This is a genomic window from Mesorhizobium sp. 2RAF21, from assembly GCF_052115345.1.
Classification (GTDB): Bacteria; Pseudomonadota; Alphaproteobacteria; order Rhizobiales; family Rhizobiaceae; genus Mesorhizobium; species Mesorhizobium terrae.
The window spans coordinates 83,240-94,172 of the sequence record NZ_JBFRGM010000022.1 but is presented as its reverse complement, the minus strand read 5'-3'; the positions used below and the strand labels follow the sequence as shown (position 1 = coordinate 94,172).

Annotated in this window: 13 protein-coding genes; 6 read left to right on the top strand and 7 right to left on the bottom strand. The window is 64.0% G+C overall.

Annotated features, from left to right (window positions below):
• Positions 1-426 precede the first annotated feature (426 nt).
• Together AB4136_RS27790 and AB4136_RS27785 are read right to left on the bottom strand one after the other, a co-directional pair.
• Positions 427-771, bottom strand: a complete 345-nt coding sequence (locus tag AB4136_RS27790; protein ID WP_137901424.1) for an ETC complex I subunit — start codon at positions 769-771, stop codon at positions 427-429.
• Between the two features lie 78 nt (positions 772-849).
• On the bottom strand, positions 850-1,356 hold the full coding sequence (locus AB4136_RS27785) for an Hsp20/alpha crystallin family protein (protein WP_137901423.1): 507 nt from the start codon (positions 1,354-1,356) through the stop codon (positions 850-852).
• A gap of 376 nt (positions 1,357-1,732) precedes the next feature.
• On the opposite strand from AB4136_RS27785, the gene AB4136_RS27780 reads away from it, so the two are divergent.
• Entirely contained in the window at positions 1,733-3,238 is a 1,506-nt protein-coding gene (locus tag AB4136_RS27780) for an ATPase domain-containing protein (RefSeq protein ID WP_244625929.1), read from the top strand.
• Entirely contained in the window at positions 3,216-4,967 is a 1,752-nt protein-coding gene (locus AB4136_RS27775) for an ATP-binding protein (protein WP_137901422.1), read from the top strand. Before AB4136_RS27780 ends, AB4136_RS27775 begins: the two co-directional genes overlap by 23 nt.
• Positions 4,968-5,055: 88 nt before the next feature.
• On the opposite strand, the gene AB4136_RS27770 is transcribed toward AB4136_RS27775, so the two are convergent.
• The 3 genes from AB4136_RS27770 to AB4136_RS27760 form a co-directional block, all read right to left on the bottom strand.
• Entirely contained in the window at positions 5,056-5,382 is a 327-nt protein-coding gene (locus tag AB4136_RS27770; RefSeq protein ID WP_065997979.1) for a DUF736 domain-containing protein, read from the bottom strand.
• A 570-nt stretch (positions 5,383-5,952) separates the two neighbouring features.
• The gene (locus AB4136_RS27765) at positions 5,953-6,387 is read right to left on the bottom strand and encodes a hypothetical protein (protein ID WP_137901421.1); all 435 of its coding nucleotides are present in this window, start codon (positions 6,385-6,387) and stop codon (positions 5,953-5,955) included.
• 134 nt (positions 6,388-6,521) lie between these two features.
• Positions 6,522-6,689, bottom strand: a complete 168-nt coding sequence (locus AB4136_RS27760) for a hypothetical protein (protein WP_171021003.1) — start codon at positions 6,687-6,689, stop codon at positions 6,522-6,524.
• A 370-nt stretch (positions 6,690-7,059) separates the two neighbouring features.
• Here AB4136_RS27760 and AB4136_RS27755 point away from each other — a divergent pair, with 370 nt between their 5' ends.
• The 4 genes from AB4136_RS27755 to AB4136_RS27740 all read left to right on the top strand — a co-directional run bounded on the left by AB4136_RS27755 (position 7,060) and on the right by AB4136_RS27740 (position 9,100).
• A complete protein-coding gene (locus AB4136_RS27755) occupies positions 7,060-7,458 on the top strand; it encodes an ArsR/SmtB family transcription factor (RefSeq protein ID WP_441931876.1) in 399 nt (132 codons plus the stop codon).
• On the top strand, positions 7,458-7,973 hold the full coding sequence (locus AB4136_RS27750; protein WP_137901419.1) for an SRPBCC family protein: 516 nt from the start codon (positions 7,458-7,460) through the stop codon (positions 7,971-7,973). The genes AB4136_RS27755 and AB4136_RS27750 overlap by 1 nt, the downstream gene beginning before the upstream one ends.
• Positions 7,973-8,545, top strand: coding sequence for a dihydrofolate reductase family protein (locus AB4136_RS27745; protein ID WP_137901418.1), 573 nt, complete (start codon positions 7,973-7,975; stop codon positions 8,543-8,545). The genes AB4136_RS27750 and AB4136_RS27745 overlap by 1 nt, the downstream gene beginning before the upstream one ends.
• Positions 8,546-8,749: 204 nt before the next feature.
• Positions 8,750-9,100: a GFA family protein gene (locus AB4136_RS27740; RefSeq protein ID WP_137901417.1), complete on the top strand. Its 351-nt coding sequence runs from the start codon at positions 8,750-8,752 to the stop codon at positions 9,098-9,100.
• Positions 9,101-9,344: 244 nt separating this feature from the next.
• Here the strand turns inward: AB4136_RS27740 and AB4136_RS27735 are convergent, their stop codons facing one another.
• Both AB4136_RS27735 and AB4136_RS27730 read right to left on the bottom strand, forming a co-directional pair.
• The gene (locus AB4136_RS27735) at positions 9,345-9,803 is read right to left on the bottom strand and encodes a hypothetical protein (RefSeq protein ID WP_137901416.1); all 459 of its coding nucleotides are present in this window, start codon (positions 9,801-9,803) and stop codon (positions 9,345-9,347) included.
• 44 nt (positions 9,804-9,847) lie between these two features.
• A complete protein-coding gene (locus AB4136_RS27730; protein WP_137901415.1) occupies positions 9,848-10,777 on the bottom strand; it encodes a DUF2493 domain-containing protein in 930 nt (309 codons plus the stop codon).
• Positions 10,778-10,933: the final 156 nt, after the last annotated feature.

The following is a 10,933-nucleotide window of genomic DNA, read 5'->3' as shown; positions in this document are numbered from 1 at the left end:
AATGCGCCGACGGCACGCTGCCAGAATGTCCGCTGATAGAGACGTTATTTGGTGAAGCCGCTTGAACGCTTCGCCTATACGCTTTGCGGACTATGGAGCAACTAAAGCCGACCGCTAAACGCTCCGAATACCCCATCTATAATAGTCGTCCTTGTGTCGGAGCCGCCAGTGTTTTTCCGTTTCGGGGCAACTTTTCCGGGCGGAGCGGCCAACCTGATTCGGTCGCCTGATCCGTTGCTGATGTTTGGCCCAATTGATCAGATGAGCCGTATCGTCAGACCCCTAGGTATGAGCGCAAATCGACTGTGATCGGAGGGGGATCGAGCCGTCCGCCTCCACAAGCCCAAGGAGGATTCAGCGCACCAGAATGGCGGTGGGCGCGCGCAGAATTGCCGGTCGCCGCTGCTCCGGCGCCTTCGGATCTGCTTAGTTCACGACATAGGTTAGACCCTGGCGTCGGGCGTAGGCGACCGCGGATTCGAGGGTCGGAAACCGGAGTTCGACCTGCGTCAGCGGATCGTCACCACCCGTCCAACCCATCAAAGGCTCGATGAAGGGTGGGGTTTGCCGTTCGAAGCGGAGAATCCAATGCTTCGTGCGCGCCTTGCCCGAGGTCATGACCGAGCGCGAGGGGCGAAAGATCCGAGCGACGGCATCGGGAGGAAACACCGAGTCCGGGTTGTGCGCACGCGGCGCGCGGCGGCCGAGGTCGGTGCGACTTGTCTCGGACAGGGGCTGCGCGGGTTCTATTTCTTTCCAGACATAGCTCATGACCTGTCCCTCCCGCGTACGGCAAAGGAAAGGCCGGGGGCGACGACCCGGCTGGGTCTGCCCCTGGCCTCGTCAGGCTTACTGCGCCTGGGCGCCGCCGTTGATGGCGATGCGCTTGGCTTTGGACTGGGCCTTTTCGGACTTCGGCAGGGTGATGGTCAGCACGCCGTTCTTGAAGTCGGCAGCGACCTTTTCCTCCTCGACGTCGAAGCCGAGCCCGATGCGGCGCTCGAAGCGGCCATAGATCCGCTCGCTGAACTGCCGCGCCGCGTCTTCGGTGTGTGAGCGCTTTTCGCCGCGGAGCGTCAGGACGCCGTCCTCGATGAGGACCTCGACGTCCTTCTCCTCCAGGCCGGGGAGTTCTGCGGCGATACGCACGTCCTTCTCGGTCTCGGTCACCTCGACGCTTGGCCACGCCGGGGTGCGGCCGAAAAGACCGGGCGCGCCGAAGTCGCGGAAGGCCTCATCGAACAGGCGGTTCATGTCGCGATGGAGCGACAGGAACGGGCTCGGAGTCCCGCTCCGATAGGGGGTCGGGGTCTGATCGGTTTCCCGACCCCAGGGGATCAGATCACGCACGTTCATCGTCATGTCCTTTCTCAAAGCAACATGGTTGAATGAGGTGCGCCCGGAGCGCCGGACGCCCCTCGGAGCCGGACCTCAATCGAGCGTCCGGCGCGTCAGAAATTTGGGAATGGGGCGGCCGGAGGTCAAGAACCACACGGTCGTGGTTGGGCAACTTTTCGATGAAGAAACAGCTTCGTCGGGCTGATCGCGACCTTTGGGCGACGCGCAGTCCCAGACATCTGCAAGATCAGGCAAGCTTGTTTGAACCAAACCGGCTTTGTTAAGTTACAGGCTGCGATGGAGTCTTGCGCCAAAGGGGCTGGCCTTGTGACGAACTGAGGTCGTGCGACCCGGCCGCGCGCTCCAAGCGTGTTTGCACCGGGGAGCGTCGACCGTGGAAGACCGACCGCAACTGGATAGCTTGGCCGCGAGTGGCATCGCCGGTTTCGATTCTGTCGTGCATGGCGGGTTGGCGCGCGAACACATGTACCTGGTCGAGGGCACCCCGGGTTCCGGCAAGACCACGCTCGCGCTGCAGTTCCTCCTAGAAGGCGTCCGGTCGGGCGAGCGATGCCTCTACATCACGCTGTCGGAAACCGAGCGCGAGCTGCGCGCCACCGCACTCAGCCACAGCCTCGACCTGAATGGCTTGACCATCCTGGAGGTCGCGCCGCTGGAAGCCGATCCGGAGCAGCAGCAGGGCATCATCCACGCCGCCGAGGTCGAACTCGACCACACCGTCGGTTTGATCATCGACAAGGTGAAAGCGCTCCGGCCGGACCGCCTGGTCATCGATGCCCTGACCGAATTGCGTCTCCTCGCGCTCGACTCTTTAAGCTACCGCCGCCAGCTGCTGACCTTGAAGCGTTTCTTCGCGGATCAGCAATGCACCGTCCTGGCGCTCGATGATCTCACCGACAACGCGCAAGGTCTTCAGTTGCACAGCATCGTCCATGGCGTCGTCACCCTCGAGCAGCGGCGGATGCAATACGGCGTCTTCCGCCGCCGCATGTGCGTCGCCAAGCTGCGCGGTGTCGATTACCGCACCGGCTATCATGACTATGCAATCTGCAAGGGCGGTATTTTGGTGTACCCGAGCCTGATCGCGGCCGAGCATCGGACCGAGTTCACGGCAGATGTGCTGCGGAGCGATGTCGGGCCGCTCGATGAGATGCTCGGCGGAGGGCTTCAACGTGGGACCAGCACGCTCCTGATCGGTCCGTCGGGCGTCGGCAAGTCGTCGCTCGCGCTGCAATACACGATGGCGGCGGCGCGCCAGGAGCAGCGGGTGGCGTTCTTCGCTTTCGACGAGAACTACCGCACCGCCGAGGCGCGAGCCGCAGGGCTCGGCATGGAGATCGAGGCGGCGAGAGAGAGCGGAACGCTTGTCTGGGAGCAGATCAACCCGGTGACGCTGTCACCGGGCGAGTTCGTCGACAAGGTGAAGCGCAACGTCGAGGCGGGCGCGAAGCTGGTCGTGATCGACAGCCTCAACAGCTATATGGCGTCGATGCCGGAGGAGCAGGCGCTCATCCTGCATATGCACGAGCTGCTGGCGTATCTCGGGAATCAAGGGGTGGTCACTATCCTGATCATGGCCCAGCACGGCATGGTCGGCGACGTGGCGGCGCCGATCGATCTCAGCTTCCTCGCCGACGGCATCGTCCTGCTGCGTTACTTCGAGGCTGAAGGCGAGGTCCGCAAGGCGATATCAGTCTTGAAGAGCCGCAGCGGCCGGCACGAGACGACGATTCGCGAATATCGTCTGATATCTGGCGAGGGCGTCAGCGTCGGTCCGCCGATTCGTTCCTTCCGTGGGGTCCTGTCGGGCGCGCCCAGATTTGTCGGAAGTCCCGAGGCCCTTCCGGACGCCCGCGATGACGCAAATCCCGGGCGCTGAAGAACGTGACGAGCGCGTGCTGATCCTGGCGCCGTCGCGTCGGGACGGTCCCACGGTCGCGGCGATCTTGGAGCGAGCAGGACTTGCGACCCAGACCGTCGCCACGCTCGCCGATCTATGCCGGGGAGTGGACGAAGGGGCCGGGGCAGTGGTGGTCGTCGAGGAGGAGGTCTCGCCACCGACCGCGATGTCCATGCTGCAGGCTTGTCTTGCGCGGCAGCCCGCGTGGTCGGAGCCGCCGATCCTGGTGGTGACGGCCAGTGGCTCGCGCGGCAGCGCCGGGTTCGGCCGCGGCAGTGAACACTTCGCAGGCTTCGGCAATCTGGTGCTGCTGGAGCGGCCGCTTCGCTCTGCAACGCTGGTCAGCACCCTGCATTCGGCGCTCCGGGCGCGACGGCGGCAATATCAGGTGCGCGACCATTTGCGCGAGCGGGAGCGTGTCGAGGCGCGGTTGCGGGCGCAGGAGCAGGAATTGCGCGGCCTCAACGAAACGCTCGAAGAGCGCGTTCGCGAACGCACCGTGGAGCTGGAAGAGGCGAACCGCAGGCTGGCGGCGGAAATGGAGCAGCGGCAGGAGGCCGAGCGGGCGCTCCGGCAGGCGCAGAAGATGGAGGCGATCGGCCAGCTCACGGGCGGCGTCGCCCATGACTTCAACAATCTTCTGATGGTGGTCTCTGGCGGGCTGGACATGTTGGGGCGGGCTCCCGACCCGGAGCGCCGCGAGCGGATTGTCTCCGGCATGCGCCAGGCCGTCACGCGCGGCGCGTCGTTGACGCGCCAGATGCTTGCCTTCTCGCGACGCATGTCGTTGGCGCCCGAGGCGATCGACTTGCGTGCTCGCTTCGATGACATGCGCATCCTGATGGCAGGGGCTCTGCGCGAGGATATCGCGCTCGAGATCGAGCTTGCGGAAGACCTCTGGCCGGTGATGGCGGACCAGACGCAGCTCGAGCTTGCCATCCTCAACACGGTCGTCAACGCGCGGGATGCCATGTCGCAGGGCGGGACCGTGACGATCTTCGCTGGCAATGCGCGACTGGACGGCCGTGGCGAAAGTCGTCTGGCCGGCGAATTCGTGCGGATCGAAGTTCGTGACACCGGCATCGGAATAGCACCTGACATCTTGGATCGGATCTTCGATCCCTTCTTCACGACCAAAGAGGTCGGGAGCGGCACCGGGCTCGGCCTCAGCCAGGTCTACGGCTTCGCCAAGCAGTCGGGGGGACATGTGAAGGTGCGGAGCCGTCTCTGGGAGGGGACGAGGATCATCCTACACCTGCCGCGCGCCAGCAGCCTTCCGCTCGCGGCGGCTGTCGAGGCGAGTGCACCCGCAATACAGGTACCAGGCCCGAAGGGCGAGCGCCGGATTCTCCTAGTTGAAGACAATGACGAGGTCGCGGAGCTGGCCGGCCAGATGCTGGAGGGGCTCGGCTTCACGGTTCGCCGGGCGGAGAGCGCGCCGTCCGCGCTCGCGCAACTGGAGAACGGCCACGCCGCCGATCTGGTGTTCTCCGACGTGGTGATGCCGGGCGGCATGAGCGGCATTGAACTCGCCCGCGAACTCGCGCGCCGCCGTCCGGGCCTGCCCGTCGTGCTCACGAGCGGGTTTAGCGACGGCCAGCGGGATGGCGACGCAGAGGGCCTGAGATTGTTGCGGAAGCCCTATCGGCTCGACGAGCTGGAGGCGGCACTCGCGGCTGCCTTTGGAGCGCATCTCCCTTCCAGCTGAATCGATGGCCGTACGGCAAAGCCAAAGGTGCCGGAGAGCTGAAAGATCGCCCCGCCCGGTTTTGCCGGGCGGGGCATTCGCTGGGGCCTCAGTCGCCGTTGCGGCGGCTGGGGCGGGACCAGATGAGGCTGAAGCCTTCGCCTTCCTCGTCGTCGAAGAGGTTGGCGTAGATCGGAGCGGTGAAGCTCGGATCGTCCAGCTTGAGACCGAGATAGTCGCGGCCCTCGTTGGAGCGCTTCGACCAGGCGGCGCCGATCTCGGCGCGGCCGACGAAGACCCGGTGGCTGGGGGCGTTCTCGCCGCTGGCGCGGGCTTCGGGGACGATGCGGACGTTCTTGGTCTGGACGCTGAGGGTGACGATTTCGCCGGTGTACTCGTTCGAGCCGGTCTTCTTGAAGGTGCCGATGGTCGCCATGGGAAGTCTCCTTTGGATTTGCCTGTCGAGCCCGCACCATTGCGGCCTCGATGGTGATCGCCCGGCCGGAGGCAATCGACGGCGCACCCGCAGGGCTTCAGACAGCAAAGGAGGGACTTTCTTGGTGCGCGAGGAATGACGGCGCAGCCGGCAGGGGAAGAAAGTCTTGACGGCGCTGTTGCGCCTTAGGCGATTGAGGCGAAGCCGTCCTTCGGCCAGATACACCCATCGAAGAGGCCGTGTCGGTGCGCTCGCAACAGGCAATGGGTCAACGGAGACCTAGCGATCTGTCGCCGCCCGCAAAGCCCGGCTCCGGACAGATGGCGATCGTCATCAACTTGGCGTGCGTACGACGCTCGCGCGGTCCCCGAAGCCCGCTTCTGGGCGGGGACGCTGCTGCTCGCGTCTTCATCAATGCGTGCGTCCGCGCCGACCCCGTCGCAAGCCCTCGAACGGCGCGGCTCTCGGCTGGACTGGACGCTTCGAGCCACCCGCTCCCCGACCGTCCTCTGGTCGAGGAGGTGCGCTGAACCAGGGTCTGGTCCCGCCGCTGCATCCCTCAGATGGGTATTACGCCCCCGCGAGCCTCTCGCCCGACTGGGCGGGAGCTGCGGCAGCGATCCGGACCCAGGCCGTCACGCCGACGGCGACGGCTCCGATTGCGGAGAACAGCATCTGCCAAGTCTCCGAGGGCACCGCGTGTTTCACGATCCCGTGGACGGCGTGATAGCCGGCCAGCGCCGCAGGCGCTGCAAAGACCAGCCCGACGGCCAGCCGCAGCCAAGCCGGGCGGGTGATGGTGAAGAGGAATTGGCCGAGCCCGAGCGTCAGCCCGGCGGTTATGAGGCCGACCAGGATGCCGCCGGGCCAGCCTGCGCCCATCTCATAGGCCCAGCTGCCGGCGACGACGCCGGCAAACAGGGGCAGCGCGTAGATGGCGAGGGTGAAGAGCAGCCAGCACAAGATGCCGATGGTTGCGATGCTGAGGAGGATGCCGATAACCATGGTGGTGCTCCATGCAATAGCCTGCGGGTCGCGCCTTCCACCACCGCCACGGCGCAGATCGAAATATAGCCGAAAGAGAGCAAGCGCGGGAGCGGAAATCCGGCAGGATCTTCGCTCCGCGGAGCCGATCGTGCTTAGAGCGCGAAGGGATCTACTTCGTGGACGATAGCCGCGGCGTCGCCGTCATATTCGTTGGCGGGAACGACGGAGAGGCTGCCGTCACCGGCCTGGAAGATCACGATGGTGACCATCAGCGTCGTGGCGAGGCTGAAGGCGAAGGCGTGCGCTTGGTTGAGGGACATCGTTCCGGCTCCTGTCTGGAGGCGGGGGACCATCCCCCGCGTGACAGGCGCCCGATGTGTCCGGGCGAAGGCCGCAATCACCGCGCAGGCGAAGCCGCAGCGGCGGCATGCGCGCATAGCCGACCCTTTACGGGTTGATGGCGTCAGGCCCTCGGCCGGACCAAGGATCAGCGCAAGGACAAGGGGGCTGGTCCGACGTCTGGACCGGAGGCTTGGCTGGATTCTCCAGTACGACGCGCCTCGATCTTTATTGGTTGGTCAGGACATAGCCTCGCGGATCGCTGTTCGGCCGGCACCTGCCTCTCGACCCGTGACGAAGGGCTGCGGTTACCCCCGTCAGAAGCGGAGTTGAGGCTGGGCGCCAACGCCCATGGTCCCGGCCGTGGGCAGGCGGCTTGACGCTCGATATGCACCGACATACATATGCATCATGATGCAACAAAGCGTTTTCCAGACATTGGCCGACCCGACGCGGCTTCGTATCGTCGAAGCGCTAGCAGCCGGGGAACAGGCGGTGGGCGACCTCGTTCGTGCCGTGGACATCGATCAGTCCGGCGTTTCGCGGCACCTGAGAATCCTCGGGGAAGCGGGATTCGTCGTCATGAGGCCCGATGGGGCAAGGCGCCTCTACTCGCTCCGACCTGAGCCGTTCCATGCGATCGACGACTGGGTTCGAAGCTATCGCAGGCTTTGGGAGGGCCGGCTCGATCGTTTCGATGCAGCTCTGGCGCGACGGGGGAGCGCGCGGCAATCCGAGGGTGAGAAGTGATGGCGCACCGCAGCGAGCGGGCCGCGGGTCCCATCAGGTTCGAGCGGATCTATGACGCATCGATCGAGGACGTCTGGGCGCTTTGGACCACGAAAGAAGGGCTGGAGGAGTGGTTCGCACCCGAGGGAATGCGCGTCGAGATGACGGCCCTTCAGCTGCGGGTCGGCGGCGCCTTTGATTATGTGATGACCGCGGTGGGTGCCGAGCAGGTCGCCTACCTGGCAAACCTCGACATGCGGCAGACCGCGCGGGTGAGCGGTCGGCTCGTGGAGATAGTGCGCCACCGGCGACTGCGCATCCGCTTCGACATGGACTTCGTCCCCGGCGTCGAGACGTATCCGTATGACATGCTGGTCGAGATGAGCGTCGAAGCCGGGCGTGTCCGGATGGTCCTTACGGCGGATCGTCATCCGGACCCCGAGATGACAAGCGGCGCAATCCTTGGATTGACCAGCCAGCTGCAAAAATTCGACCTGGCTATCTCAGCAAGAGCAACAAAGGAGCAACGTCCATAGTGCGACCCCTTCTCTACTCCATCAACGTGACGATCGACGGTTGTGTCGACCATAGCGCCGGCTCTACGGACGCGGTGCTTCTGGAGGAGGCGCTGCGTGCAACACATCACCATGCCATAGCGAGCATGGGCCGCGCCGATGCGCTGCTCTTTGGTCGCGTCACCTACCAGATGATGGAGGAAGCGTGGCGGCTGGAGACGCGGACCTTGACAATGCCCGAGTGGACGGACCCGTTCGCACGGACCATTGATGCGATGAAGAAGTACGTCGTTTCCAGCACGCTCGGCGAGGTCGATTGGAACGCGGAGCTGGTCCGTGGCGATTTGGCCGAGGCCGTCCAGGCGCTTAAACAAGAACCCGGGAAGGCGGTGTTCACCGGTGGCGTCAGGCTCCCAATGGCGTTGGCGGAGCTGGGCCTGATCGACGAGTATGAGTTCGTGGTCCAGCCCATTATTGTGGGGCGTGGCCCCAGCTTGTTCGCCGGCCTCTCAAAGGTCATAGACTTGAAACTCGTCGATCGGATTGAGCTGAGCTCCGGCGCCGTGGCTCTGCGCTATGAGCCTAGAAGGTAGGTTGGACGCAGCTCGCAGGCCCCTTTGCTTCCAATCAGATGCACGCCAGGGGCAAATCGGAGTCTTGCGACCAATGGTTTAGGTGCCAGCTCCTTTGACGAGTGGCCATTACGTGGCTCCCCGGCCGGGTTGTCGCGGCAGGCACCCAAGGGGGCGTTCGTGTTGTTAACTGGCTTTACGTAGCAAGCTGTATGGAGGCGCTGCATGGCTTACGAAGGCAGCTGTCACTGTGGGAAGGTAGCATTCCGAGTTAACGAAGACCTTCCAGCGAATGCGGTCAGGTGTAACTGTTCGCACTGTCGAAGGAAGGGGTTTTTGCTATCCTTTGTGCCATCAGGCAGTCTAATGATCCTTCAGGGAGAAGAGGTGCTTACGGATTATTTCTTCAATAAACATGCCATTGCTCACCGGTTCTGTTCGACATGTGGTTGTGAGGCGTTTGGTTATGGCAAGGGTCCAGATGGTGCTGATATTGCGTTCATTAACCTACGGTGCGTGCCTTCGATCGATCTCGATGCCCTGGTAATTCAAGACGTGGACGGTGCTAATCTTTAGATATGCCTGATCGCACCGTCCCATGGATGAGTCGAATGCTGAGAGCTCTTGCTACGCGGGCCGTTCCACATATTATTGGTTGATGGCGTCAATCGATCGGTCGGACCAAGGATCAGCGCAGCAAAGCGGGAGATGGTGGCCGGCGATGGGTGGTTCGATGGTTGTTCTGGATACGGGCCGGACTTCGCCCTTGTCATGAGCCCGCAGGAGAATGCAACAGTGCGCGGCCTGAAACGGAGCGGTCCTACGGCACCGAATTGAGACGCTCGGCCAGACGATCCAGGCCGCCGCGAATCATGCTCGCATACGGGGTGTCGGGCAGATCTGCGGTGGCGGCCATTCCTGCCGCGAGATGGCGCTGGCAAGCCGCTCTGTCTCCTAGGCGCAAATAATCGTCGCCGAGGTTGAGGTGCAACGACGGCATGAAAGCCGCAATAGATAGGCTGTCGTGATGTCCTTTGGCTTCGGCGTCGGTGCAGCGCAGCGCTGCAGCCAGCGCTCGCTGGTCCCATGCCAGCTCATCCTGCAGGTTGTCCTGCGCATCGGCCATGAAATGCGCCAGTGTGCACTCATGGAGGGGTCTTGGATCGCGCTCAATTTTATCCCAGATATCCACGAACGCTTGGCGCGCTTCGGCTCGTGCACCACCTTGTAAGGTCGTGATGGCTGCTTGGATCTCGGTCATGATAGGATCGTCGGACATTGGCAAATCCTAACAAAAATAGATGGTTTTGCGGAAGTCCGGGGCTAACTCGCCCCGGCTCCGAAGTGCCAAACCGGGATGCCGAGCTTCTTCGCCTTGTCGGCGAGGTTGTCCTGGATGCCCGTGCCGGGAAAACGCATGACCCCGATCGGCAGCACGTCCAGCATCTGATCGTTACGCTTGAAGGGCGCGGCCTTGGCGTGCCTGGTCCAGTCGGGCTTGAACGCCACCTGCGGCACCTTGCGATGGTCCGCCCAACGGGATGCGATGCGTTCGGCGCCCTTGGGCGAACCGCCGTGCAACAGCACCATGTCGGGGTGCTTGGCGTGGACCTGATCGAGCTTGGCCCAGATCAGACGGTGATCGTTGAAGTCCAGTCCGCCGGTGAAGGCGATCTTCGGGCCAGCCGGCAGCATGACCTGCGTCTCGGCCCGCTTCTTCGCCGCGAGGAAGTCACGGCTGTCGATCATCGCCGAGGTCAGGTGGCGGTGGTTGACCATCGATCCGCTGCGGGGTCTCCACGATGAGCGAGTTTGGCGCTCGAACTGCTCGGCGGCCTCGTCGCGCATCAGTTCGAAGGCGTCGCGCCGCTCGATCAGCGTCTGCCCTTCGGCAATGAGGCGTTCCAACTCGACCGACTTCACCTCGCTGCCGTCCTGCTCGCGCTGCGAGCGGCGCTGCGCCTGCTCGTTGTCGTCCAGTTCGCGCTCGATCCGCTGGGTGGCGCGGTGGAAGAGGTTGACCGTCGACCAGAGGAGGTCGTCGAGGTCCGGCTCGAGGCGGGTGTCTTCGAGCGTCGAGATCAGGGCGTCGAAGATGTCCGCGATGGCGCCTGCCACCTGGTTGCCATCGGGCAGTTCCCTCGGGTCGGGGTCGTCCGCGAAGGGACGGTAGCCATAGAGCTGAAGTTCGCTGAGGACATGGTCGGTGGGAGATGCGGCGTGGTCCGGTTCGTGGTCGTGATGCTCGCTCATGGGATGCTCCGTCGGTCGTGACCGCGACCCTCGCGGCCTTCATGGCGACGAAAGCTGGCGAGCGGACCGGACCTGCACCCGCAGCGAAGCGCAGGGCCGAAGCGTCAGCGGAGGATGGCGGAGGCCGGCTATTTTGTTTCGCGATGGAAAGCGGCC

Bases quoted from the DNA above. Each gene is read 5' to 3' on its own strand.
- AB4136_RS27790 (WP_137901424.1), bottom strand. From the start codon at position 771: ATGAGCTATGTCTGGAAAGAAATAGAACCCGCGCAGCCCCTGTCCGAG.
- AB4136_RS27785 (WP_137901423.1), bottom strand. From the start codon at position 1,356: ATGAACGTGCGTGATCTGATCCCCTGGGGTCGGGAAACCGATCAGACC.
- AB4136_RS27775 (WP_137901422.1), top strand. From the start codon at position 3,216: ATGACGCAAATCCCGGGCGCTGAAGAACGTGACGAGCGCGTGCTGATC.
- AB4136_RS27770 (WP_065997979.1), bottom strand. From the start codon at position 5,382: ATGGCGACCATCGGCACCTTCAAGAAGACCGGCTCGAACGAGTACACC.
- AB4136_RS27765 (WP_137901421.1), bottom strand. From the start codon at position 6,387: ATGGTTATCGGCATCCTCCTCAGCATCGCAACCATCGGCATCTTGTGC.
- AB4136_RS27760 (WP_171021003.1), bottom strand. From the start codon at position 6,689: ATGTCCCTCAACCAAGCGCACGCCTTCGCCTTCAGCCTCGCCACGACG.
- AB4136_RS27755 (WP_441931876.1), top strand. From the start codon at position 7,060: ATGGTCCCGGCCGTGGGCAGGCGGCTTGACGCTCGATATGCACCGACA.
- AB4136_RS27750 (WP_137901419.1), top strand. From the start codon at position 7,458: ATGGCGCACCGCAGCGAGCGGGCCGCGGGTCCCATCAGGTTCGAGCGG.
- AB4136_RS27740 (WP_137901417.1), top strand. From the start codon at position 8,750: ATGGCTTACGAAGGCAGCTGTCACTGTGGGAAGGTAGCATTCCGAGTT.
- AB4136_RS27735 (WP_137901416.1), bottom strand. From the start codon at position 9,803: ATGTCCGACGATCCTATCATGACCGAGATCCAAGCAGCCATCACGACC.
- AB4136_RS27730 (WP_137901415.1), bottom strand. From the start codon at position 10,777: ATGAGCGAGCATCACGACCACGAACCGGACCACGCCGCATCTCCCACC.